This is a genomic window from Zobellella denitrificans (genome assembly GCF_002237365.1).
GTDB lineage: Bacteria > Pseudomonadota > Gammaproteobacteria > Enterobacterales > Aeromonadaceae > Oceanimonas > Oceanimonas denitrificans.
Genome location: NZ_NMUO01000010.1, coordinates 30,278 through 54,929 on the forward strand (window position 1 = coordinate 30,278; position 24,652 = coordinate 54,929).

At 63.6% G+C, this 24,652-nt stretch carries 23 protein-coding genes; 14 read left to right on the forward strand and 9 right to left on the reverse strand.

Annotation, left to right across the window (positions count from 1 at the left end):
• Window positions 1-39: 39 nt before the first annotated feature.
• From betA to speB, 5 genes are all read right to left on the reverse strand, one after another.
• Window positions 40-1,725: a choline dehydrogenase gene (gene betA / locus CGX12_RS03935; RefSeq protein WP_094038599.1), complete on the reverse strand. Its 1,686-nt coding sequence runs from the start codon at window positions 1,723-1,725 to the stop codon at window positions 40-42.
• Entirely contained in the window at window positions 1,718-3,199 is a 1,482-nt protein-coding gene (locus tag CGX12_RS03940) for a cytosine permease (RefSeq protein WP_094038600.1), read from the reverse strand. Before CGX12_RS03940 ends, betA begins: the two co-directional genes overlap by 8 nt.
• Before the next feature lie 3 nt (window positions 3,200-3,202).
• Window positions 3,203-3,376, reverse strand: coding sequence for a hypothetical protein (locus tag CGX12_RS19825; protein ID WP_176441993.1), 174 nt, complete (start codon window positions 3,374-3,376; stop codon window positions 3,203-3,205).
• A 102-nt stretch (window positions 3,377-3,478) separates the two neighbouring features.
• Window positions 3,479-4,987, reverse strand: a complete 1,509-nt coding sequence (locus CGX12_RS03945; RefSeq protein ID WP_094038601.1) for an aldehyde dehydrogenase family protein — start codon at window positions 4,985-4,987, stop codon at window positions 3,479-3,481.
• 69 nt (window positions 4,988-5,056) lie between these two features.
• Entirely contained in the window at window positions 5,057-6,028 is a 972-nt protein-coding gene (gene speB, locus CGX12_RS03950) for an agmatinase (protein ID WP_094038602.1), read from the reverse strand.
• Between the two features lie 145 nt (window positions 6,029-6,173).
• Between speB and CGX12_RS03955 the strand changes: the two genes are divergently transcribed.
• The 13 genes from CGX12_RS03955 (at window position 6,174) to fis (ending at window position 19,212) form a co-directional block, all read left to right on the forward strand.
• On the forward strand, window positions 6,174-7,106 hold the full coding sequence (locus CGX12_RS03955; RefSeq protein ID WP_094038627.1) for a LysR family transcriptional regulator: 933 nt from the start codon (window positions 6,174-6,176) through the stop codon (window positions 7,104-7,106).
• Between the two features lie 211 nt (window positions 7,107-7,317).
• Window positions 7,318-9,108 carry a DUF294 nucleotidyltransferase-like domain-containing protein gene (locus tag CGX12_RS03960; RefSeq protein ID WP_094038603.1) on the forward strand — a complete coding sequence of 597 codons (1,791 nt, stop codon included), beginning with the start codon at window positions 7,318-7,320 and terminating at the stop codon, window positions 9,106-9,108.
• The gene (locus tag CGX12_RS03965; protein WP_094038604.1) at window positions 9,108-9,716 is read left to right on the forward strand and encodes a 3'-5' exonuclease; all 609 of its coding nucleotides are present in this window, start codon (window positions 9,108-9,110) and stop codon (window positions 9,714-9,716) included. Before CGX12_RS03960 ends, CGX12_RS03965 begins: the two co-directional genes overlap by 1 nt.
• A gap of 182 nt (window positions 9,717-9,898) precedes the next feature.
• Entirely contained in the window at window positions 9,899-11,848 is a 1,950-nt protein-coding gene (gene acs / locus CGX12_RS03970) for an acetate--CoA ligase (protein ID WP_094038605.1), read from the forward strand.
• 276 nt (window positions 11,849-12,124) lie between these two features.
• Window positions 12,125-12,574, forward strand: coding sequence for a type II 3-dehydroquinate dehydratase (aroQ, locus tag CGX12_RS03975; protein WP_094038606.1), 450 nt, complete (start codon window positions 12,125-12,127; stop codon window positions 12,572-12,574).
• 35 nt (window positions 12,575-12,609) lie between these two features.
• Window positions 12,610-13,074 carry an acetyl-CoA carboxylase biotin carboxyl carrier protein gene (gene accB / locus CGX12_RS03980; RefSeq protein WP_094038607.1) on the forward strand — a complete coding sequence of 155 codons (465 nt, stop codon included), beginning with the start codon at window positions 12,610-12,612 and terminating at the stop codon, window positions 13,072-13,074.
• Window positions 13,075-13,083: 9 nt separating this feature from the next.
• Window positions 13,084-14,424 (forward strand): acetyl-CoA carboxylase biotin carboxylase subunit, encoded by a 1,341-nt coding sequence (accC, locus tag CGX12_RS03985; RefSeq protein WP_094038608.1) that lies wholly within the window; start codon window positions 13,084-13,086, stop codon window positions 14,422-14,424.
• Between the two features lie 216 nt (window positions 14,425-14,640).
• Window positions 14,641-15,006, forward strand: a complete 366-nt coding sequence (locus CGX12_RS03990; RefSeq protein ID WP_094038609.1) for a RidA family protein — start codon at window positions 14,641-14,643, stop codon at window positions 15,004-15,006.
• A 9-nt stretch (window positions 15,007-15,015) separates the two neighbouring features.
• Window positions 15,016-15,258 carry a DUF997 family protein gene (locus CGX12_RS03995; RefSeq protein WP_094038610.1) on the forward strand — a complete coding sequence of 81 codons (243 nt, stop codon included), beginning with the start codon at window positions 15,016-15,018 and terminating at the stop codon, window positions 15,256-15,258.
• The gene (panF, locus tag CGX12_RS04000) at window positions 15,248-16,702 is read left to right on the forward strand and encodes a sodium/pantothenate symporter (RefSeq protein ID WP_094038611.1); all 1,455 of its coding nucleotides are present in this window, start codon (window positions 15,248-15,250) and stop codon (window positions 16,700-16,702) included. Before CGX12_RS03995 ends, panF begins: the two co-directional genes overlap by 11 nt.
• Window positions 16,703-16,855: 153 nt before the next feature.
• Window positions 16,856-17,731, forward strand: a complete 876-nt coding sequence (gene prmA / locus CGX12_RS04005) for a 50S ribosomal protein L11 methyltransferase (protein WP_094038612.1) — start codon at window positions 16,856-16,858, stop codon at window positions 17,729-17,731.
• 189 nt (window positions 17,732-17,920) lie between these two features.
• On the forward strand, window positions 17,921-18,886 hold the full coding sequence (gene dusB / locus CGX12_RS04010) for a tRNA dihydrouridine synthase DusB (RefSeq protein WP_094038613.1): 966 nt from the start codon (window positions 17,921-17,923) through the stop codon (window positions 18,884-18,886).
• Between the two features lie 26 nt (window positions 18,887-18,912).
• Window positions 18,913-19,212, forward strand: coding sequence for a DNA-binding transcriptional regulator Fis (gene fis / locus CGX12_RS04015; protein ID WP_094038614.1), 300 nt, complete (start codon window positions 18,913-18,915; stop codon window positions 19,210-19,212).
• A 96-nt stretch (window positions 19,213-19,308) separates the two neighbouring features.
• Here the strand turns inward: fis and CGX12_RS04020 are convergent, their stop codons facing one another.
• The 4 genes from CGX12_RS04020 to CGX12_RS04040 all read right to left on the reverse strand — a co-directional run bounded on the left by CGX12_RS04020 (window position 19,309) and on the right by CGX12_RS04040 (window position 23,516).
• Window positions 19,309-20,235 (reverse strand): sensor domain-containing diguanylate cyclase, encoded by a 927-nt coding sequence (locus CGX12_RS04020; protein ID WP_094038615.1) that lies wholly within the window; start codon window positions 20,233-20,235, stop codon window positions 19,309-19,311.
• A gap of 119 nt (window positions 20,236-20,354) precedes the next feature.
• Window positions 20,355-20,795, reverse strand: coding sequence for a Spy/CpxP family protein refolding chaperone (locus tag CGX12_RS04025; protein WP_094038616.1), 441 nt, complete (start codon window positions 20,793-20,795; stop codon window positions 20,355-20,357).
• Between the two features lie 560 nt (window positions 20,796-21,355).
• Window positions 21,356-22,834 carry a S8 family peptidase gene (locus CGX12_RS04035; protein WP_094038617.1) on the reverse strand — a complete coding sequence of 493 codons (1,479 nt, stop codon included), beginning with the start codon at window positions 22,832-22,834 and terminating at the stop codon, window positions 21,356-21,358.
• Between the two features lie 151 nt (window positions 22,835-22,985).
• Window positions 22,986-23,516 (reverse strand): glycine betaine ABC transporter substrate-binding protein, encoded by a 531-nt coding sequence (locus CGX12_RS04040; protein ID WP_142995569.1) that lies wholly within the window; start codon window positions 23,514-23,516, stop codon window positions 22,986-22,988.
• Between the two features lie 346 nt (window positions 23,517-23,862).
• Between CGX12_RS04040 and CGX12_RS20430 the strand changes: the two genes are divergently transcribed.
• Complete coding sequence (locus CGX12_RS20430) at window positions 23,863-24,588, forward strand: Ivy family c-type lysozyme inhibitor (protein WP_094038619.1); 726 nt, start codon at window positions 23,863-23,865, stop codon at window positions 24,586-24,588.
• The last annotated feature ends 64 nt before the right edge of the window (window positions 24,589-24,652 follow it).

Here is a 24,652-nt window from a genome sequence, read left to right on the forward strand (position 1 = left end):
CCGACCGGATGTCAGTCCACCCGGCAAGTCACGGGCGAGTCAGTTTCCCACCTTGCGCACCGGCTCTCGGCTGCGCTGTGCTGTTTCCCAGTTGGGGGCAAGCCCGATCTCCACTTCCGACGCGGTCAAGGGTTCACACCCGCGGACCAAATCGGCAGCTCGCTCGGCCAGCATAATGGTCGGCGCATTGAGATTACCGTTAGGCTCGGTGGGGAACACCGACGAATCGATCACCCTCAGCCCCTGGAGGCCGTGAACACGCAGTTCGGAGTCGACTACCGCCATCTCGTCTTCGCCCATGCGGCAGGTGCCGCAGGGGTGATAAGTGCTTTCCAGGTTGTCGCGCACGAAGGCATCGATCTCCGCATCGCTTTGCACCTCGGGGCCGGGGGCGATCTCCCGATCGCGGAAAGGATCCATCGCCGGCTGGCCGATGATTTCCCGGGTCAGTCGCACACAGCGGCGAAAGCCTTCCCTGTCCTCTTCCCGTTGCAGGTAGTTGAAGAGGATCCGCGGATGCTCGTAAGGGTCGGCCGAGCGGGCCCGTACATATCCCCGGCTCTTTGGCTTGTTCGGCCCGGTCAACACCATGAAACCATGGCCCTTGATCGGCTTGTTGCCATCGTAACGCATGGCGGCGGGTAAGAAATGAAACTGGATGTCGGGCCAGCGCAGTCCCTGCTCGGAGCGGATAAAGCCCCCCGCCTCAAAGTGATTGGTGGCACCCAGGCCATCCTTGAACAACAGCCAGCGCAGACCAATCATCAGCTTGCTCAGCGGATCCATCTTGCCGTTCAGGGTCAGCGGTTGCTTGCAGCCAAACTGGATGTAGACCTCCGCATGATCCTGCAGGTTCTCACCGACGCCGGGCAGCTCATGCTGCAGTTCGATACCGGCCTGACGCAGCACGTCGGCCGGGCCTATGCCGGAGCGTTGCAGCAGATGCGGTGAACCTATGGGTCCGGATGCCACCAGCACTTCACGGTTGCAATAGACCCGGTGCATCCTGCCCGCGCAGTCGTATTCGACCCCGACCGCGCGCTTGCCTTCAAGGAGGATCCGCCGCGTCATGGCCTGGGTGACCACGGTCAGGTTGGGCCGTCCCATTGCCGGTCGCAGGTAGGCGTTGGCGGTAGAGCAACGCACCCCGTTTTTCACCGTCATGTGCATGGCACCGAAGCCTTCCTGCATAAAGCCATTGGTGTCCTCGGTCTTGATATACCCCGCCTCGACCCCGGCCTCGACCCAGGCGCGATACAATGGGTTCTGCATCCGATTGCCGTTGGTGGTGCCAAGGGGACCGGCGTCCCCCCGATAGTCGTCCCCTCCCAGTTCGTAACTCTCGGCCCGCTTGAAATAGGGCAGACAATGGCGGTAACCCCAGCCTCTGGCGCCGAGCTGCTCCCATTCATCAAAGTCATAGGCATGGCCCCGAATGTATACCAGCCCATTGATCGACGAAGACCCCCCCAACACCTTTCCCCTTGGGCAGTGCACGCGCCGCCCGTTGAGAAAGGGCTCCGGCTCGGTCTGATAGCGCCAGTTGAACTTCTTGGTATTCATTGGAATCGAGAAGGCGCTGGGCATCTGGATCAGCACACTGCGATCGCTGCCGCCATACTCCAGCACCAGCACCGAGGTGGCGGGGTCTTCGCTCAGGCGGTTAGCCAGCACACAGCCGGCAGAGCCCGCCCCCACTATGATGTAGTCGTAATGCTTAGTCATTGCTGAAACCTCGTACATTGGAATCGAGCATCTCGGCCCGCCCTTGGTCGCCCTGAGGGTAGGCCCCCCAGCCCAGGCGGGCGGCAAGCGCCCGGGTCAGGCCATAGTGCAATAGCCCGGCGAGGGCGCAGGACGGGATGGAAGCCGAAATGAAGGTGAACAACTCGGTGTTGGCCAGGGTCTGCGGGTTAAACAGCACCACGTAGATGGCGAAACCAGCCACCAGTGCCACCAGGGCTATCGGATTGATGCCTTTCCAGTAGTGATAGGGCGATTGCCGCTCATGGGTATAGAGGTAGCGCAGGTTCAGGCGTTGACGGCGCAGAAAAAAGTAATCGGCAATACCGATCCCCGCCAGCGCACTGTTCAGCGCGGAGGTCCATACCAGGAAGATAAAGAAGCCGTCGTAGATGCCCGGGCCAAGGAGCACGATCAGCACCGGCACTATGCAAAACGCCACCACCAGCAATTCCCACTTCAGCGCCCGTAGCCCGGCACCGGCGAGCTGACGCAGCCCGACAATAGCGGTGTAGAGGATGTTGATCATGCTGGTCACGTTGGCGAAGGCCACAAAGCCCAGGGCGATAATGCCGAACACCAGACCACCGATGTGCGTCATCCACACCGTCGGATCACTGTTGCCGAGTGCCGCCGCCGCCAGCAGGCCCACCACTTCGCCCAGCGCCGCCGCACAGAATATACCAATGATGTTCGGCCAGAACGCCGTCCGCTGGTTCTTGCTCAACCGGGCCAGGTTGCCGATATAGGGCCACCAGGAAAAGCCGGCCGCCATGTTCACTTCCACCGCGATCATGAAGTTGACGCGTTTACTGTCGAAGGGCGCATCCAGAGCCGGCAGAGCCATCAGTTCGGCAAACGAATGCTGGCCAAGGATCAGATAAAGCATGACCCCCATGATCAGCACCAGGGCGGGAGCGACTATGGTATTGAACACCTTGATCGAGGTCGGTCCCCTGGCCACCACCAATGCGGTGAGCAGGATGGCAAAGGCACCGGCTGCCAGCACCAGGACACCATTGGGATCCGTCTGGTGATCGCTGATCAGCGAGCCCAGGCCATCGATGGAACGGCCGAACATCAGCCCCAGTACGGCCAGCCAGCCCATGGTCAGCAGTACCACCGCCAGGACGTAGACCAGACGGCTGCCATTGGCGCCGAACATGCTGCGCAGGAAGGTGAACTGCTCGGTGCCATACTTGCCGCAGGGCACGCAGGTCGAGAAGGTCGCCAGCAATACCCCCAGAATATTGCCGATGATGATGGCGGCAATACCTTCCCTCGGACCGACAAACAGCGCGGTCGCACCGCCGATCAGGAAGGCCCAGGTAGCAATGGCCAGGGCCGAGTTGGCATAGCTGAACTCCCAGAAGCCCCACACCCGCTCGGAGGGCAGCAGCGGCGTGTCACCGCGTTCCGCCTCCAGGCTGTGATTGATGTGCTCATGCTGCGTCATGACTCAGTACCCCCACAGGTAGCAGCCGATGACCAGTACCAGCGTCATCAGGATGATGGCGATGTAGTCCGCCGCGCGCAGCGCACCAGGCCATTCATCGTTCTTCTCCATTTCCTCGTAGACGCGTATACGCCTTTCCAGCTCCTGAGCCCTTGCGATGTCTGCTTGATTTTTCATCGGGGTATAACCTCCTGGTTGTTTCCGGTGGTGCTCTGGCGAGCGCCGCGATGCATCCGGCATCTGATGTCTGTGCTGGCTGGTGATGGCCTGGCGTGCTGCTCAGGGCAGCGTTATCCAGACCGCCTTGGTCTCCAGCAGGTAGTCGAGCTGTTCAGCGCCAAGATCCTTGCCATAACCGGACTGCTTGTAGCCGCCGAACGGCATAGACGGATCTATGGTGCTGTGCGCGTTGACATACACGGTGCCTGCCTGCAACAGCGGGATCAGGCGGTGAACTCGCCCGAGATCGTTGGAGTAAAGGGCCGCCGCCAGCCCGAAGGGCGAGTCGTTGGCCAGCGCCACGGCTTGCTCTTCATCGTCGAAAGGAGCCGTGACCAGAACGGGACCGAAAATTTCTTCCCGCACAATGCGCATATCATTACGACAGTTCACGAAGACGGTCGGCTCGACGAAATAGCCGGGCCCCTCGGCTGGCTGCCCCCCGTAGTAGAGTTCGGCGCCTTCTCGCCGGCCGATCTCGATATAATCCAGCACCCGTTCCTGCTGCTGCCTGGAGACCAGCGGGCCGATAAAACAGTCGGGGTCCAGGCCCGGCGCCAGTTTCAAAGTGCGGGTGTAGTCAACGAACTCGCGCAGGAACTGGTCATAGATACTGCGATGGACATAGGCCCGGGTACCGGCATCACAGACCTGGCCGGAATTGAAGAAGGCGCCATTGGCCACGGCCCGGGCGGCAGCGGCGACATCGGCGTCGGCCAGCACCAGCACCGGCGACTTGCCGCCCAGCTCCAGGGTCAGCCGCTTCATTTGATCCATGGCCGCCTTGCCCACGGTGCAGCCCACCGGAGTGGAGCCGGTAAAACTCAGCTTGTCGATACCCGGATGGGTCGACATGGCCTCACCCACCACGCTGCCGCGACCGGTGACGATATTGACCACCCCATCCGGAATGCCGGCTTCCTGCACCAGTTCGGCGAAGCGCAGCGCTGACAGCGAGGTCAGCTCGGCCGGTTTGACCACCAGGGTACAACCGCATGCCAGTGCCGCCCCAAGCTTCCAGGACAGGGTCTGCAACGGGAAGTTCCAGGGCACGATGACACCGACCACGCCAACCGGCTCCTTGCGCGTGTAGGCCAGATAATTGCCCGGCAGAGAAGGCTCTGCGGTGCGGCCGTGGATCTTGCTGGCCCAACCGGCGAAATATCGGAAGGTGTCGATGGTGCCCTGGATATCAACCTCCCGGGCCTGGACAACGGATTTGCCCGTGTCGATGGACTCGAGTTCGGCCAACTCCGCGGCATTCAGCTCGATCAAATCGGCCAGCCGATGCAACAGCCGCTCCCGCTCGAGCGGTTTGAGCCGACGCCAGGCTCCACCGTCGAACTGGGCGCGGGCGGCCTGCACAGCCCGTTCAAGATCGGCCCTGGTGGCCATGGGAATACGAGTCAGCACACCCTCGGTATAAGGCTCGACAACCTCGGCGCTGGCGCCGTCGCTGGCCTCCACCCAGGCACCACCGATAAACATCTTCTGGGGCTTGGTGAGGAATCGCTGCGTCGCTTCGCTGATCCCGAAATGCTGTAAGTAGTGCTTTACCTTGCTGTCCATGTCGTGTTCTCCAGTCTGCGCACGTCGGCGCTGGCACATAGTGATTGTCTGGAAGCCCTGCGGGCGCACTCAGCGCGCCCGTGCCCGCTCGTGAAAAATGAAGCCGATGCTGTTCATCAGCAGTTGCGCCGCCAGGATCGACGTCATCCCTGTCGGATCGTAGGGTGGCGCCACTTCCACCAGATCCATGCCGACGATACGCCCCCGGCTGCGCCTGGCCAGCGCCTGTATGATTTCAAGCACCTCGTAATAGAGGAACCCGCCATGGCTGGGGGTACCGGTGCCGGGGGCAATGGAGGGATCGAACCCGTCGATGTCGATGGTGATGTAATAATCGATGCCCTGGGGGATCGTCTCCAGTACGCCGGCGGTACCGAGATGGCGCACATCCCGTACCGAAAGAATGTGCGAGCCGGCATCTCGGGCGGCCTGGTAGTCGTCGCGGTTGGAAGAGGAAACGTTGCGGATGCCCAGCTGCGTCATGCCGGTGATATGCGGCATCTCCGACGCACGCCGCAGCGGGTTTCCATGGCCGTAGCGCACGCCATGACGCTCATCGACAAAATCCAGGTGGGCATCGAAATGGATGATGTGAATGGGTCCCTGCCCCTCATAGGCCTTGATCACCGGGGCATGAATAGAATGATCTCCTCCCAGCACCACCGGCATGGCTCCGGCTCGCAGGATCTGGCGCACCGCGTACTCGATATTGGCATTGCTCCGATTCATATCGGTATGCACGATGTCGGCATCCCCCACGTCGACCAGGCGGACATCCTCCGCGGTCAGATAGAGCACATCGTCCTCGTGGTCGTAGGCGCCCGCGTGTCCGAAGGAGAACAGGGTGGATGCCTCCCGGATCCCGCGCGGCCCAAAACGCGCCCCGGGCCGCCACTGGGTGCCCATGTCGTTTGGCGCACCGAGAATCGCCACGTCCGCATCGATGGCTTCCCAATCGGTGCAGACCGGCGACTTGGCAAAGGTGCAATGCCCCACAAATGGCAGGTTCAGGCGGCCGGATTCGTAACTGTTGTTCGACATCGTTAGGCATCTCCATTGACTGACGGGAGCGACGCTGAAGCGCGACGCCGTTGACGTGACTATATGCGTGGATATTTGTAAAGAAAATGATAAATTCCAGATATTCATATCGCATTTACCGATGCAATTAGTAGAGGAAACGGGCGTGATACAGCTGCATGATGTCGATCTGAAACTGCTCAGGGTGTTCGCTACCATCGTCAAATGCGGGGGGTTTTCCGCCGCCCAGGCGGCGCTCAACTCCGGTCAGTCGACCATCAGCGAACAGATGGCCCATCTGGAAGCCAGGCTGGGGGTCAAGCTCTGCCAGCGCGGGCGCAGCGGCTTTCGGCTGACCGAGCAAGGCGTGGCGGTGCACGAGGCGACCCTGCGGCTGCTCGCGGCGGTCGAAAATTTCTGTATGGACGCCGACGTGCTCAAACAGCAGATCAGCGGTAGGCTCAACCTGGGGATTATCGACAGCACCATCACAGATCCCGACTCCCCCATACCGCAAACCACCCAGCGCTTTGTGTCCAGGGGCCACGACGTCCATCTCAACGTGTACATCGGCTCGCCGGCGGAGCTGGAGGAGCGAGTGCTCGACGGGCGCCTGCATCTGGCCGTGGGGCACTTCCCTATTCATGTCTCCGGACTGTGCTATTCGAGGATCTATCAGGAAGTATCCGGACTGTTTTGCGGACGCCGCCATCCGCTTGACAGCCATCCGGCAGAGGGGGCCGAGCTGCTCAGGCAAATTGGCAACAGCCGTATCGTTGTCAGAGGCTACATGCAGGATCAGGAACTGGATCTGCTCAGAGTCGACAAGGCGGCCGCGACGGTGGACAACATAGAAGCCCTGGCTATCCTGATTATCTCTGGCGCCTATCTGGGTTTCCTGCCCGTGCACTTCGCCGCTCAGTGGGTAAAAACCGGCGACATGCGTCAGTTGGCCGCCACAGAGTTGCGGTTGATATCGCCCTTTGACGTTGTCACCCGTCGTGGCGTTACCCCACCGCCTATCCTGCGTGCCTTTCTTGAGGATCTCTCGGCCTGTTCACGCAACGGCGGGCATTCCATTTCTCCGGGGCGGCCATAGCGTAGAAGGCAATGTGAAAATTCAGATAAATACGTCCACCCTTAACGATTCCCCGATAAGGCTGGCCAGTGGCCGGCGGTTTGTCTTTTGGTCGTGAGTTTTTAGATAGCCACGCCTCCGGTCGAGGGCTCCTGTACTGCGACTAAAGTCGGCTGGACAGCCCCCGGGCGGCGGCGATACTGGAGGTGAACGCCGGGGCAAGGAGCCGCACATGCAGGATCAGTTCAACTTCGATCATCCCCCCTTCGACACCCTGACCGCCGAGCAGCGCCAGGACCTGCTCGATCAGACCGATATCGCCTATTTCGACCGGGGCGAGACCATACTGCGCCCGGGCCAGCTGATCGACAGCCTGCATATCATCCTCAAGGGGGTGGTGGAGGAGCGTCACGCCGAACGCAACGAGATCTGCGCCCACTATACCACCGACGATCTGTTCGACATCCGCGGCCAGTTCGACGGCGAGTGCCGCCACAGCTACGTGGCGCTGGAAGAAACCCTGTGCTTCGTGCTGCCCACCCAGGCCTTTCTCACCCTGATGACCGACAACCCGGATTTCGCCGCCTGGTTCCAGCGGGATCTGCAGGGCCGGCAACGGACCGTCTCTTCCCAGAAGAACCTGTCGGAATTCATCCTCACCCGCATCGACAACGGCAATATCCAGCCGGCCATGGTGATCGACGGCCAGACCTCCCTCTACCAGGCCACCCTGCTGCTGAAAACCCATCACCTGGAGTCGCTGATCGTCACCCACGACGGCAGCTTCGGCATGCTGACCGGCACCGATCTGCTCTACGGCGCCGTGCTCGAGGAAAAGCCCAACACCGAGCCGGTGCACGAGCTGGCCAGCTTCAACCTGATTGCGGTGCAGAAGGGCGACTTCCTGTTCAACGCCCTGATGCTGATGATCCGCCACAAGATAGAGCGGGTGGCGGTCAAGGAGCAGGAACAGCTGGTGGGCATACTGGAGATGACCCAGCTGCTCAGCCAGTTCTCCACCCATTCCCATGTGCTGGGGCTGCGTATCCTGCGGGCCGGCAGCATCGACGAGTTGGCCGAGGCCGCCGCCACCCTCGGCATGCTGGTGGAAAACCTGCACAACAACGGGGTACGCCTGCCCTTTATCATGAAGCTCTTGGCCAGCCTCAACGAGCAGTTGATGCGCAAGGCCTTCGAGTTCGCCTTTCCGGCCCGCTACCACGAGCGGCTGGCGCTGATGGTGCTGGGCAGCGAAGGCCGGGGCGAGCAGATCCTGAAGACGGATCAGGACAACGCCCTGGTGCTGGAGGACGGGCTGGACGCGGCCGAGATCCTGCCCTTCGCCGAGCAGTTCAGCCGCTACCTGGAGCGGCTCGGCTACCCGCCCTGCCCGGGCAAGGTGATGGTCAACAACCCGGAGTGGGTACACTCCTTGAGCGCCTGGCAGGAACGGATCCGCCTCTGGGTTCGCCAGAATACCCCCCACAGCCATATGCAACTGGCCATCCTCAGCGAGCCGCATTTTATCGCCGGGCGGGAATCCCTGGTGCGCCAGCTGCAAAAACAGCTGCTGGAGGCGGTGCGCGGCCAGGAGCTGCTGCTGAGCGAATTCGCCGCCCAGGCGCTCAGGTTTCACACGCCGCTGACCTTCTTCGGCGATATCAAGCAGTCCGAGCAAGGCCTGGACATCAAGCGCGGCGGCATCTTCCCCATAGTACAGGGGGTACGGGCCCTGGCCCTGGAGCAGGGCATCACCGAAAACGGCACCCTAGAGCGAATCCGCCTGCTCACCGACAAGGGCATCTTCGAGCCGGACTTTGCCGACAACCTCAGCGCCGCCCTCATCCTGTTCTGGCAGTTGCGGCTGGAGCAGCAACTGGCCCGGGGTGGCGACGGCCTGAGCCAGCAGATAGACGCCGCCCGCCTGCCCCGTCACCACCGGGACCTGCTGCGCCACGCCCTGCACGTGGTGAAGAAGCTCAAGCAGCAGCTGGAGTTTCACTTCCAGATCCGGAACCTCTGATGCTGCCGCTCAAGCGCCTCTGGCTGGCCCGCAAGTTCGCCCACACCCCCTGGCGGCACCTGTTCGAACCCTACAAGGGTGACGAGATCATCGCCCTCGACACCGAAACCACCGGCCTGGATCCCCGCCAGGCGGACGTGCTCAGCATCGCCGCCGTGCCCGTCAAGGGCAACCGGGTGCTTACCAGCCAGCGGCTGGAGTTGACCCTGGCCGCCAGCCCCAAGCTCACCGGCGACAGCATCCGCATCCACGGCCTGCGCCACCAGGATCTGCGCCAGGGCCTGTCGCCGGAGCAGGCCCTGACCCAGTTGCTGGGCTTTATCCAGAACCGCCCCCTGCTCGGTTATCACGTGCTGTTCGACATCGCCATCCTGAGCCGGCTCACCCGGGAGCGGTTCGGCTTTCCCCTGCCCAACCGCCATGTCGAGCTGGCCCATCTCTACCGCCGGCGACGGCTGATGCAGAATCCGGAGGTGGAGCCCAACCTGGGTTTCGAGCACATGGCGTTCGATCTCGGCGTGCCCCTGCTCGAGCGCCACACCGCCTTCGGCGATGCCCTGACCACGGCGCTGATGTTCCTCAAGCTGCGCCAGCGCCGGGCGGCCTGAAACCGGGCCATTCCGGGCTGGATTGTCGACAACAAGACCGTATACTGGGGTAAACAAAACGGCAACAAGCCAGCACCGGGTTGTGATGGCGATGTTGCATCGCTAGCCGAAAGTCTAATTGAGCCAGGCGACCATCTGCGTCACCTTGTTACACAATGGTTATTGCACCAAGGAGCGGAATAATGAGTGAAGTCAAGGTTCATCCGGTCAAGGCCCATATCGCCCAGCACGCCCTGCTGGACGAGGCCGGCTATCAGTCCATGTATCGCCAGTCCATCGAGGATCCCGATGCCTTCTGGGGCGAGCAGGGCAAGCAAATCGACTGGATCAGGCCCTACACCAAGGTCAAGAACACCTCCTACGACCCCGGCCATATCAGCATCAAGTGGTTCGAGGACGGCACCCTCAACCTGTCCGCCAACTGTATCGACCGCCACCTGGCCACCCGGGCCGACGACATCGCCATCATCTGGGAAGGCGACAGCCCCGAGGAAGACAAGAAAGTCACCTACCGGGAACTGCACGAGCAGGTATGCCGCTTCGCCAATGTGCTCAAGGCCCAGGGGGTGAAGAAGGGCGACGTGGTCAGCATCTACATGCCGATGGTGGTCGAAGCCGCCGTGGCCATGCTGGCCTGTACCCGCATCGGCGCCGTGCACTCGGTGGTGTTCGGCGGCTTCTCCCCCGACGCCCTGGCCAGTCGCATCATCGACTCCAGGGCCAAGGTGGTGATCACCGCCGACGAGGGCCTGCGTGGCGGCCGCCGGGTGGCGCTCAAGGCCAATGTGGACGAGGCCCTGACCAATCCCAAGGTGGACACGGTGGAAAAGGTCATCGTCTACCGCCGCACCGGCGGCAACATCGCCTGGCACCAGCACCGGGACCTCTGGTGGCATGAAGCCACCCAGGCCGCCCGCCCCGACTGTCCGCCCGAGGAAATGAACGCCGAGGATCCGCTGTTCATCCTCTATACCTCCGGCTCCACCGGCACCCCCAAGGGCGTGCTGCACACCACCGGCGGCTACCTGGTGTACGCGGCCATGACCTTCAAGTACGTGTTCGACTACCACCCGGGCGACATCTACTGGTGCACCGCCGACGTGGGCTGGATCACCGGCCACAGCTACCTGATCTACGGCCCCCTGGCCAACGGCGCCACCACCCTGCTGTTCGAGGGGGTGCCCAACTACCCCAAGACCAACCGCATGGCGCAAATCGTCGACAAGCACCAGGTCAACATCCTCTACACCGCCCCCACCGCCATCCGCGCCTTTATGGCCAAGGGCGATGAGGCGGTGGAAGGCACCAGCCGCGCCAGCCTGCGCATCATGGGCTCGGTGGGCGAACCCATCAACCCCGAGGCCTGGGAATGGTACTACCGGGTGATCGGCGACGAGCGCTGCCCCATCGTCGACACCTGGTGGCAAACCGAGACCGGCGGCATCCTGATCACCCCGCTGCCCGGCGCCACCGATCTCAAGCCCGGCTCCGCCACCCGTCCCTTCTTCGGCGTGCAGCCGGCGCTGGTGGACGGCGAAGGCCAGGTACTGCAGGGCGCCACCGACGGCAACCTGGTGATCCTCGACTCCTGGCCAGGCCAGATGCGCACCGTGTTCGGCGATCACGACCGCTTCGAGCAGACCTACTTCTCCACCTTCCCCGGCACCTACTTCACCGGTGACGGCGCCCGCCGCGACGAGGACGGCTACTACTGGATCACCGGCCGGGTGGACGACGTGCTCAACGTGTCCGGCCACCGCATGGGCACCGCCGAGATCGAATCGGCCCTGGTGGCCCATCCCAAGATCGCCGAGGCCGCCGTGGTCGGTGTGCCCCACGAGATCAAGGGCCAGGGCATCTACGCCTATGTCACCCTCAACGCCGGCGAAGTGCCCTCCGCCGAGCTGCACAAAGAGGTGAAGGACTGGGTGCGCAAGGAAATCGGTCCCATCGCCACCCCGGACGTGATCCACTGGGCCGAGGGCCTGCCCAAGACCCGCTCCGGCAAGATCATGCGCCGCATCCTGCGCAAGATCGCCACCGGCGAGACCGACTCCCTGGGCGATACCTCCACCCTGGCCGATCCGGGCGTGGTCGACCGGCTGATCGAAGAACGCAGCCGGGTCGCCTGAGCCAGGCTCCGCTCATCCAACGCCGCCTTCGGGCGGCGTTGTCGTTTCCGCCCTTGACCAACGGACAAAAGCTGACCAAAGCAGCCCGCCTTGCCCTGCCCCGTCACACTTTATCAGGTCATTAGACCAGTAAAATGCTGTCAATTTTCATGAAATCACTATAATTGGGCGCACCGAGCCAAACGGCACGATTTTGGTTGCCCATCGGGGCCAAAACCGGCTAGGCTCCATGTGACCCGATGTGTAACCCGCAAGATTGACGAGGATTGCTGCATAATGGCCGATAAATTCCGAATTCTGCTGCTCAACGGTCCCAACCTGAACCTGCTGGGCCAGCGCGAACCCGGCATTTACGGTCAGGACAGCCTGAGCGACATCGTGGCCCGGCTGACCGAACAGGCCGGCAAACGCGATATCGAACTCAGCCACCTGCAATCCAATGCGGAATACCAGCTTATCGACGCCATCCACCAGGCCTTTGGCAAGCAGGATTTCATTATCATCAATCCCGCCGCCTTTACCCACACCAGCGTGGCCATTCGCGACGCCCTCCTGGGGGTGAAGATCCCCTTTATCGAGGTGCACCTGTCGAATGTGCACGCCCGCGAGCCTTTCCGCCACCATTCCTACCTGGCCGACAAGGCGGTGGGGGTGATCTGCGGCCTGGGCGCCGATGGTTACGAATTTGCCCTTGAAGCGGCGGCCCGTTATCTGGCCCGCCGTTGATTTCTGCACAGCACCAACAAACAAAGAGAACGCTCATGGATATTCGTAAAATCAAAAAACTGATCGAACTGGTTGAAGAATCCGGCATCGCCGAGCTGGAAATCTCCGAAGGGGAAGAGTCCGTTCGCATCAGCCGCTACGGCGCCCCGGCGCCGGCCATGGCCGTACCCCAGTATCATGTGCAGGCCGCCCCGGCTCCGGCCGCACCCGCCAATCCGGGCAATCCCGCCCCGGCCCCGGTTGCCGAAGCCGAGCCCGAACTGAGCGGCCACGTGATGCGCTCCCCCATGGTGGGCACCTTCTACCGCGCGCCCAGCCCGGGCGCCAAGAACTTCGTGGAAGTGGGCCAGAGCGTCAAGGCCGGCGACACCCTGTGCATCGTCGAAGCCATGAAGATGATGAACCAGATCGAAGCCGACAAGTCCGGCGTGCTCAAGGCCATCCTGGTCGACAACGGCCAGCCGGTCGAGTTCGACGAGCCCCTGTTCATCATCGAATAAGGAATTGCCATGCTGGATAAAGTAGTCATCGCCAACCGCGGTGAAATTGCCCTGCGGATACTGCGCGCCTGCAAGGAGCTCGGGATCAAGACGGTGGCGGTGCATTCCACCGCGGACCGTGAACTCAAGCATGTGCTGCTGGCCGACGAGTCCATCTGCATCGGTGGCAACCAGGCCAACCAGTCCTACCTGAACGTGCCCTCCATCATCGCCGCCGCCGAGGTGACCGACGCCGTGGCCATCCACCCCGGTTACGGCTTCCTGGCGGAAAACGCCGACTTCGCCGACCAGGTGGAGAAGTCCGGCTTTATCTTTATCGGTCCCCGTGCCGACACCATCCGCCTGATGGGCGACAAGGTGTCCGCCATCGAAGCCATGAAGAAGGCCGGCGTACCCTGCGTACCCGGCTCCGACGGCCCCATCGGTGAGGATGCCAAGAAGAACGCCACCATCGCCAAGCGCATCGGCTACCCGGTGATCATCAAGGCCGCCGGCGGCGGCGGTGGCCGCGGCATGCGGGTGGTGCGTGCCGAGAGCGAGCTGGAAAAGGCCATCGCCATGACCAAGGCCGAGGCCGGTGCTGCCTTCGGCAACGACATGGTGTACATGGAGAAGTTCCTGGAGAACCCGCGCCATATCGAAATCCAGGTGCTGGCCGACGGCCAGGGCAACGCCATCCACCTGGCCGAGCGCGACTGCTCCATGCAGCGCCGCCACCAGAAGGTGGTGGAAGAGGCCCCGGCCCCGGGCATTACCGCCGAGATGCGCAAGTTCATCGGCGAGCGCTGCTGCAAGGCCTGTGTCGATATCGGCTACCGCGGTGCCGGTACCTTCGAGTTCCTCTACGAGAACGGCGAGTTCTATTTCATCGAGATGAACACCCGTATCCAGGTGGAGCACCCGGTGACCGAGATGATCACCGGCGTGGATCTGATCAAGGAGCAGCTGCGCGTCGCCGCCGGCCAGCCCCTGTCCATCACCCAGGAGCAGGTGGTGGTGCGCGGCCACGCCATCGAGTGCCGCATCAACGCCGAAGATCCGCAGACCTTTATCCCCAGCCCGGGCGAGATCAAGCGCTTCCACTCGCCGGGTGGCCTGGGCGTGCGCTGGGACTCCCACATCTACGCCGGCTACCGGGTGCCGCCCTACTACGACTCCATGATCGGCAAGCTGATCTGCTACGGCGAAAACCGCGACATCGCCATCGCCCGCATGAAGCACGCCCTGAACGAGCTGGTGATCGACGGCATCAAGACCAATATCCCGCTGCACAAAGAGATCATGAGCGATGAGAACTTCCGCAACGGCGGAACCAACATCCACTATCTCGAGAAGAAGCTGGGTCTGTAAGACTGGCGGCCTCAAGCCCCTCGCAACGGCGCCGCAAGGCGCCGTTGCTGTATTTGTAAGGTCGAATTTATTCGACCTCGCCAGGCATGGCTCAGCCCGTTGCCGTTTTCGATCCCATCAGTTGACCCCTGGACAAAGCAGTGTCCGGCCGCGTTTTCCAGGCAGCGCCTTTCCCGCTAGAATATCCGCCCGAAGCCCACCTGACAGAGTCATAGCATGAAGATCCATCGCATCAACCCGGCCCAGCGCTGGTCCGACATTACCGTGTTCAACGGCATCGCCCATTTCGTCGAGGTGCCGGAGGGCGACCTCGGTGCCGATATCCGGGGGCAGACGGCCCAGGTGCTGGCCCAGGCCGAGCTGGCCCTGACCAAGGTCGGCAGCGACAAGACGCAGCTCTTGTCCGCCACCATCTACCTGACCGACTTCGCCAACCTGGCCGCCTTCAACGCGGTGTGGGACGCCTGGTTCGCACCCGGCACGGCACCCAGCCGCGCCTGCGTCAAGGCGGAGCTGGCCAACCCCGGCTACCTGGTGGAAATCGCCTTCGTCGCCGCCGCCGGCGAGGAATACCAGGCTTAAGCCCGCATAATGAATCCCATTGTATCCGTGGCCCGGCGCGAAGCCCTGCTCAGCGTGCTGCTCGCCCTGCTCTATCTGGCCGGCTGGGCCGCCACCGCCTATCTGGTGCCGCCCGGGCTGACCCTGGCCGGCTGGCCGCTGTGGTTTGTGCTGAGCTGCCTGTTCAATCCGCTGCTGTTCGTGCTGCTGTGCGCCCTGATGGTACGAGTCTGCTTCAGGCCCGTCGCCCTGGGAGACCACCATGAATCCTGAGCTGCTGCTCCCCCTGGTCATCTACCTGGCCGCCATGCTGGGCCTGGGCGTCTGGCTCGGCCGCCGCCCGGCCCGGGGTGGTTTCGTGCAGGACTACTTCCTCGGCAACAGATCCATGGGCGGCTTCGTGCTGGCCATGACCATGGTGGCCACCTATGCCTCCGCCTCTTCCTTTATCGGAGGGCCGGGCGCGGCCTACCGGCTGGGACTGGGCTGGGTGCTGCTGGCCATGATCCAGGTGCCGACGGTCTGGCTCACCCTGGGCGTGCTGGGCAAGCAGTTCGCCCATATCGCCCGCCGGGTAGAGGCGCTCACCATCAACGACATGCTCCTGGCCCGCTACCAGAGCCCGCTGGTGGTGGTGCTGGCGGCGCTCGGCCTGCTCGCCGCCTTCGTCGCCACCATGGTGGTGCAGTTTATCGGTGGCGCCCGGCTGCTGGAAACCGTGACCGGCCTGCCCTACGAGGGCGGCCTGGTGCTGTTCGCGGTGACGGTGCTGCTCTATACCCTGATCGGCGGCTTTCGCGCCGTGGTGATCACCGATGCGGTGCAGGGGGTGCTGATGCTGCTCGGCACCCTGGTGCTGCTGGCCGGGGTACTGCACGCCGGCGGCGGGGCGGCGGCCCTGTTCGCCGGGCTGGCCGAGATCGATCCCGGCCTGGTCCGCCCGCAAGGGCCGGACGAGATGCTCGGCATCAGCTTTATGCTGTCATTCTGGGTACTGGTGTGTTTCGGGGTCATCGGCCTGCCCCATTCGGCGGTGCGCTGCCTGGCCTACAAGGACAGCGCCGCCATGCACAGGGGCATCGTCATCGGCACCCTGGTGGGCGCCCTGCTGATGTTCGGCATGCATTTCGCCGGCGCCCTGGGGCGGGTGCTGGTACCCGATCTCACCGTGCCCGACAAGGTGATGCCCACCCTGATGCTGGCGGTGCTGCCGCCGCTGGTGGCCGGGCTCTTCCTGGCCGGCCCCATGGCCGCCATCATGTCGACCATCGACTCCCAGCTGATCCAGGCCTCGGCCACCCTGGTCAAGGATCTCTACCTCAACTACCTGAGCCGCACCCCGCCCTCGCCCGCCGCCATCAAGGGCGCCAGCAGGCTGGTGACCCTGGTGCTGGGGCTTATCGTGCTGTGGGCGGCCCTGAGTCCGCCGGACATGATCATCTGGCTCAACCTGATGGCCTTCGGCGCGCTGCAGGCCATCTTCTTCTGGCCGCTGGTGCTGGGGCTCTACTGGTGGCGCGGCAACAGCGCGGGGGCACTGGCTTCCATGGTCACGGGGGCGCTCGGCTACGGCCTGCTGCTGCACTTCGGCATCAAGCTCCTGGGCCTGCACGCCATCGTGCCCAGCCTGGCGCTCTCGGGCCTGGCCTATGTGCTCGGCTCCCTGCTGACGGCGCCCCCGCCGGACGAGGTGCGCCGCCTGTTCGGCCGGCACTGAGACCGCCGCCGGCCACCATGAAAAACGCCCCGGCCGCAATGCGCGGCCGGGGCCGAATCCAGTCCGATTCACAAGGTAAGGTCTGCCTGCCGACAGGACAGCAGGCCACACCGATGGTAGAATCTTCCCTTTACAGATTCATGAAACGACGCCATGCCCTGGATACAAATTCGCATCAACGCCACCGAAAAGACCGCCGACAAGGTCAGCAACATGCTGATGGGGCGCGGCGCCCAGGCGGTGACCTACATGGACGCCGAAGACAAGCCGGTGTTCGAGCCCCTGCCCGGTGAAACCCTGCTGTGGGACGACACCGTGGTGATCGGCCTGTTCGACGCCGAGACCGATCCGGCGCCGGTGATCGACTTTATGCGCAAGTTCTACCGCAAGGATCTGGTGTACAAGGTGGAACAGCTGGAAGACAAGGACTGGGTGCGGGAGTGGATGGACAGCTTCCATCCCATGCGCTTCGGCCGGCGGCTGTGGATCTGCCCGAGCTGGCGCGAGGTGCCGGAGCCGGAGGCGGTCAACGTCATGCTGGATCCGGGGCTGGCCTTCGGCACCGGCACCCACCCCACCACGGCGCTGTGCCTGGAGTGGCTGGACGGCCAGGAGCTGGCCGGCAAGACGGTGATCGACTTCGGTTGCGGCTCCGGCATCCTGGGGCTGGCGGCGCTCAAGCTGGGTGCCAAGGAGGTGATCGGCATCGACATCGACCCCCAGGCGCTGCAGGCCAGCCGGGACAACGCCGAGCGCAACGGCGTGGCCGAGCGGCTGCGCGTCTACCTGCCGCAGGATCAGCCCGAGGGGCTGCAGGCCGATCTGGTGGTGGCCAATATCCTGGCGGGACCGCTCAAGGAGCTGTCGCCGCTGATCAGCTCGCTGGTCCGGCCCGGCGGCCAGTTGGCCCTCTCCGGCATACTGGAGACCCAGGCCGGGGGCCTGAACCAGGTGTACCGGCAGTGGTTCGACATGGAAGCCCCGGTGTTCCGGGAGGAGTGGTCCCGCCTGAGCGGCCACAAGCGCTGACAGGCCGTTCCGGCGGCCGGCCCAGCCGCCGCCAGGCCGCGCCGGCAAGGGCAACCAGCCGGTTTTTTACACAAAAAATGCCCCTGCATCTTGACTTATAAAAAAATGCGATCCGGTCAATTTGTGACCTTTTCAGCATCCCAAAAAATGCGTAAGATACGCGACCCTGAGCCGAGACAGCCCCGTCCCATGGAAATTGGTCCTTACAAATTGTCCGCGCCGCTGCTGGTGGCGCCGATGGCCGGCGTGACCGACAGGCCTTTCCGCACCCTGTGCCTGCGCATGGGGGCCGGTATGGCCGTGTCGGAGATGATGTCGTCCAATCCCCTGCTGCGGGATTCCGACAAGTCGCGCCGGCGTATGGATCATGAAGGGGAAACGGGTGTCCGCTCCGTACAGATTGCCGGTGCCGACCCGGAACTGATGGCCGATGCCGCCCGGTTCAACGTGGACCAGGGCGCGCAGATCATCGACATCAACATGGGTTGCCCGGCGAAGAAAGTGAACAAGAAGATGGCAGGCTCCGCCCTGCTGCAGTACCCGGATCTGGTCGAGTCTATCGTCAGCGCCGTGGTCAAGGCAGTGGCGGTTCCGGTGACCCTGAAGATACGTACCGGCTGGGATCCGGACCACCGCAACGGCGTGCAGATTGCCCGCATCGCCGAAGACTGCGGCATCCGGGCCCTGGCCGTGCATGGCCGCACCCGCGCCTGCATGTACAAGGGGGAAGCGGAATACGACACCATCAGGGCAATAAAGCAAGCCGTCTCCATTCCCGTTGTCGCCAACGGGGATATCGACAGCCCGGAAAAGGCGCGTTTTGTACTGGATTACACCGGCGCCGATGCCATCATGATTGGCCGGGCTGCCCAGGGGCGGCCATGGATTTTCAGAGAAATCCGCCACTATCTTGAGCAGGGCACCACTCCCGCACCGCTCCCCAAGGACCAGGAGCGGGCCATGATCCGGGAACATGTTGCCGCATTGCACGAGTTTTACGGTGAGGCGATGGGCGTACGGATCGCCCGGAAACATGTGGGGTGGTACCTGCAGGGAAGTGACGCGGGCCGTGACTTTCGCAGTGATTTCAACGCCCTCGAGGCAGCCGGGCAGCAGCTCGACGCCTTGGAGCGATATTTCGCGAATATAGCTTAAACGAACAAAAGAAGAGCAGACCCGATATGTTCGAACAAACTACGACTTCCGATGCACTGGTTACTACTACTAAATCTCCGACCTCCGAGCAGCCTACCCAGCGCCCGCTGCGCAACTCGGTGGAGCAGGCCCTGCGCAATTACCTGGCCCAGCTCAACGGCCAGGAAGTAACCGAGCTGTATGAGTTGGTCCTCGCCGAAGTCGAAGCGCCCATGCTGGACGTGATCATGCAATACACCCGCGGCAACCAGACCCGCGCCGCCAACATGATGGGCATCAACCGCGGCACCCTGCGCAAGAAGCTGAAGAAATACGGCATGAACTGATAGCTTGACTGCAAGTTATTGACAGTAAAGGCGCTTTACCTAAAAGGTGGGCGCCTTTACTGTTTTTGAACCCACACCAGACGAGGCATCCTCCGCTCAGCCGGCCTCGATACGGTTGCGCCCCGACTGCTTGGCCCGGTACAGCAGCCTGTCCACAGACTCGATAAAAGCCAGGGGACAGTCTTGCTCTCCGGGCACCAGGCTGGACACCCCCAGGCTGAGGGTGACGGTCGGCGTGGCAAGCGCCGCCGGATGGGGCAGGGCCTGCTCGGTAAGCAACTGCCGGCAGCGCTCGGCCACGGTGCGAGCGGCACGGGCATCGCTCTCGGGCAGGATCAGCGCGAACTCCTCGCCGCCGAAGCGGCCGACGAAGTCCCGCGGCCGGGTCGCAGCCCGGCTCAGGATCCGGGCCACCGTCCGCAGGCAATCATCCCCCTGGAGATGGCCGAAATGGTCGTTATATTCCTTGAAATTATCGATATCCAGCAGGATCAATGACAATGGCTGGCATCGGCGCCGTGCGTCGTTCCACTCCTGCTCCAGAGTGGCGTCGAACATGCGCCTGTTGGCTATTCCGGTGAGACCGTCCTTGTAGGACAGCTCCTCGAGTTCCTTCTGCAGCCGGATCAACTGCTGCTCGGTATGCTTGCGCTCGCTGATGTCGAACATAAAACCGACCAGCGACTCCACCCCGCCCTCTTCGTTGCGCACCACGTGCACCACATCCCGGATCCACACATAGTCCCCGTCCCTGGTCAGGGCCCGGTAATCGGCCTCGTGATCGGTGCCCGCCTGGGACTGGCTGACGCAAAAGCCCACCACCCGCTCCCTGTCCTCCGGATGCATGCGCTCCACCCAGTCGTTGACGCTGACCCAGCTGTCCGGCGACCAGCCCAGCAGCGTTTCTATCTGGGGGCCGATATAGCTGAAGGTCATGCTGTGCCAGTCTATCTTCCAGGGAATCGCCTTGGTGGACTCCAGCAAGGTGCGGTAGACATCCCGGTCGGCATCAAATCCATTCATACCACTCATTGCGACATCTCGTTGGCAGGGGCAATAAGCGCCAGCTTATGACGGAGAGCGTCATGAGTCCATGACAATACACGGGCGGCGGACAAGGCCGCCCGTATCCTGGTGGGCGGTTATTGTGGTTTCAGGATCTCGTTCATTTTTTCCTGGGCATCGAGCCGCAGCTCCAGCATCTTGAGATGGATATCGCTCATCTTGCGGTGCATCTCCAGGATGGCAGCCTTGTCCGCCGGGGCGTCGGGCATCATCTGGCCAGCCTGCAGCTTGTGCATTTCCTGCATCAGCTCCCAATGGGAAGCGTGCAGTTCCTGCTGCAGGGCCGCCAGCGCCTGCCGCTGCTGCTCGGTCAACGGCCCCTGGGCCCCCGCCATCCAGCCCGGATGCATGCCCATGGGGCCGCAGGGCATGCCGCCCCCCATCATGGGCCCCATTCCCATGCCGGGGCCCTGCATCATGCCCATGCCCGGTCCCATGCCTTGGGCCAGGGCTGTGCCCCCCGTTCCCAGCGCCATGGTCAGCACCAGTGCCCGCTTCCATGAAAATCGCCTGTTCATAGCTTGTCCTCCAAAGGGTATAGACGGCGCCTCGCGGTCACCGCCCGCTCAGGCTAGCCCGGCTTTCCGAATACCACCATGACCCAGGTCAAGCCTGGCCGGCTTTCGTCGGTGCCCAATCGCAAGATCATGACCCATTTGGCCTTGCTCCCGCCGCCAGCTTCGGATAGATAACGCGCGCCGAATTTCCGGCATCACGGTAGAGATACTCATGGAACCCAGTAGTTGTAGCTTACAGACAACCACTTCCGAACCTATGACAGGTCGGGGGCTGGCCCTGGTGCGCCGGACCGCGCCGGACGCCGAGACCATCTACCAGCTCTATGTGCTGGACGAGCGCCGCCGGCTGGTCGGTACCCTGTCCCTGCGGGAGCTGATCCTCAACAGCCCCGCCTCCAGCGTGCGGGCGCTGATGACGAGCTGGTGCAGGCCGAGGTGGATCTGCCCCAGGAAGAGGTGGCGCGCCTTATCAGCCGCTACGACCTGCTGGCCCTGCCGGTCTGAGCCGATAGCTCCGAGCAGGGCGTCCGCCAGGCGGACACCCTTTCCCCTGAGCCGTTTTAGTTGCAGGGTTGGGCGCCCACCGTGGCCGGGGCCCAGGCAATCCCTTCCCTCTCCCCATCGAAAGACTGGCTGATAAAAGGATGGGACAGGGGGGCCTGACCGCGCCGAGTGGCGTGACAGCCGATAAGGGTACGTACCCCGTCCGGGGGCAGGGCTGCGTCAGCCTGCAGCATCAGGGCCGCCAGCCCGGCCACATGGGGCGCCGCCATGCTGGTGCCGTTCTTCTCGGTGGTGCCGCCGCCCACCGCCAGGGACAGTATGCCCTTGGGCTGGATGCCGCCGCAGGTGTTGTCCTCCCGGGTCGAGCCGGGCGCCGATACCAGCACGCCGGCGCCGTCGGTGGTGAAGTAGGAGGCGGTGTCCGCCAAAATGCTGCCGCGCAGGGCCCGGCACTTGTTGGTGCCATCCATTGCGGTGGTGCTGGCCACGGCCATCACCTGGGGACAACCGGCGGGCACCAGGTCGGAGATCTCCTTGTTGGGATCGTTGCCGGCTGCAGCCACCACCGCCACGCCCCTCTGGTTCAACCAGGTCAGGCTATCGCTGATCAGGGCGGCGCCGCTGTCTTCCTCTCCGGGCTGGCAGTTACCCGGACGAGCCAGGCTCATATTGACCACATGCAGGCCCCCGGTGGCGGCCTGACTGGCAATATACTCCAGCCCGGCGATCAGGTTGGAATCGTAGCCGTTGCCGGTGCTGTCCAGTACCTTGACCGAGGCGATGGCCGAATCCGGCGCCACGCCCACCACGTCGATATCGTTATGGCGGGCGCCGACGATACCCGCCACATGGGTGCCGTGGCCATTGTCGTCGATGCCGCCATCCGTTACGCAACTGGCCGTCGAGGCGGTGCCCAGGCAGCTGACGCCGCCGATATAGCCGCCAATACCGGTGCCGCTGTCTGGCTGCAGATCCGCATGGCTGCCATCCACCCCGGTATCCACCACCCAGACGATCACGCCCAGTCCGGTGGCGCTGGGCCCGGTGGTCCGGTTCCACACCTGATCGGCACCGATACGCTGGACCCCGGCGGGGATGGGGTTGGAAGTGCCCGGCTCGGGAGGCTGGGCTCCACCATCATCATTCTTGCAGGAGGGCCAGGGACTACACCTGCTGGGCGGGGCGGCTATGCCCAGCCGCCGGTCGGGGAGCAGCCGGGCGATGCGCTGATCATTGACCAGGGCCCAGTAGACCCGCTCGTTCGGCACCAGCACGGCGGCGCCGTTGAGGACGGGAAAATCGAAGCGCACCACGGCGCCGGCCCCCCTCAGCAGCTGCGCCCCCCTGCCCGGCGCCTGGGCCTCGCCGAACTGCACCAGGGCCATGCAGGGGGTGGCCAGGGATTCGATAGCCTGGCCGGGATCGGGGCAGGGCTCGAAGCCCGCCCGCATCAAACCTTGCGCCGGCTGTGCCGAAACGGCACCGGCCAGCAACAGTCCCGCCATCCCGAGCAGGATGTTCCGGATATAAGACATGCCATGTTACTCCTTTAACATTGAAATACCGCCAGCCTGGCAGCCGGTCCTGTTATCCCGCTTGTCCCTCTCTCCAGTAAAACTTAGCCGCCCCGTGCCGGTCCGGACAGCCGGCGGGCAACATTATCCTCGGCCCGGGCAGCAAACAGTTTCAGTCGGCACCCTCTTTGCGTGCCAGCCAGGCCCTGGCCGCCCGGGCGGGGTCGCCGGTTGCCTGCCACTCGGCCAGCACCCACTCCAACTCTTCCCGTTGCCAGCGCATTCCGGCCAGCAGCTCGAGCGCCCCGGGCGCGCCCTGTTCCAGGGCCCGGCGGGCCAGGGTATGGGGCCTGTCGCCTTCGGGCCACTCCCCTTCCTCCAGCCGTGGTCCCAGGTAGTTGGGGCCCAGATCGTGCAGCCGCTCGAAAAAGCGCTCCACAAAGGGGGCCGAGGCTTCGGGCATCCAGATACTCAGGCTGGCGTCCGCCTCGCCGGCCCACAGCCGCTGCCAGCGCTGGCCCAGGTTGGCGGACGCCACCGTCACCTCGAAACCGGCCCGCTCCAGCACGGCCGCGGCCATATGGCTGCTGGCCAGCTCCTGCCGGCTCTCGCCGCTGAGCAGGCGGATCTCCTGCTGCGGCTCGCCGCCACAGGCGCTCAGTAACAGGGCCAGCACGGCCCCCAATCTTGCCATCCGCGTCATCGCCGTCTCCTGAAAAGGGACAAGAATGCCAAAAAGCCGTCCCCGGATCATGCCTTCCGTTGCTGCCCACCGGTCGCGCCTGTCACAGGAGGCGACAAGCACCGCTGCACGCAGGGACTGTCGCACCACCGCCGCTCGCCCCTGCCGCCGGGAAAACCGCCTTGGCCATTGAACCGACAGGGCTTTTCCGCGGCCGTGCCGCCAGGCAGGGGACTATTTTTTTACCCCCCTGGCCTCTTTTTGGTCAATTTATGGTAACGTGCGCGCGCCTGTTCCATGGAGTGCGGCCCTGCGCCGGACTCGTATAGGTAAACCCTTGTTTTTAATAAATTAAATGGATTCTCAGATGCGTCTGTTAACCCTGCTGAAAGCGGCCGTGCTCAGCCTGCTGCTGAGTGCCTGTGTGGCCCCCATGCTGGCCATGGGCCAGGGCCAGTTGATGTGGGCCCTGCTCAAACCCATGGTGGGGCTGGATCCCAACACCACCAACCTGTTCGAACAGCCGGTGATCAAAACCCGGATGACCGGCCTGCTCGGCCCCCATTACGACACCACCGTCAACCTGCTGCGCACCGCCACCGAGCTGCAGCAGGAAGGTCCGCTGTTTTACCTCGCTTCCCGCTATAACCCGCTGGAAGGTCCGGAACGGGCCGGCCTGGTGTGGAACTCGGAAACCAACCAGATGGCGGCCCTGCTCAACACCGGCGAGCAGACCAAGGTGTTCACCGAATCCCATACCGGCCGGGCGGCAGTCTGGCCCGCCGCCCTGCAGGACTGGCTGAACCACAACACGGCCCCGGCCATGCTGCCCCTGGCCGGCCCCGAAACCAATGCCGAGGCACCGGCGCTGGCACCGCAAACCCTGCAGCCGCCAGCGCCGCAGGCCGAGCCCGCCCTCAGCCAGTTGCAGGCCGAGCTGGCCGCAACCCGCGCCCAGTTGCAGGCGGCGGAGCAGCAATTGAAGCAGCTGGAAACCGCCCCTCAGCCCCAGGCACAAGCGCAGCCCCAAGCCCAACCGGCCGCCGGAGACGACAAGGAAGCCGCCATGGAAGCCATGTTCAACGGCAACTGAGTTCCCCTCCCGGCTCGAATCAACTCGTGTACCACCCGGGCTGCTCCTCTGCAAAAAGGGCAAG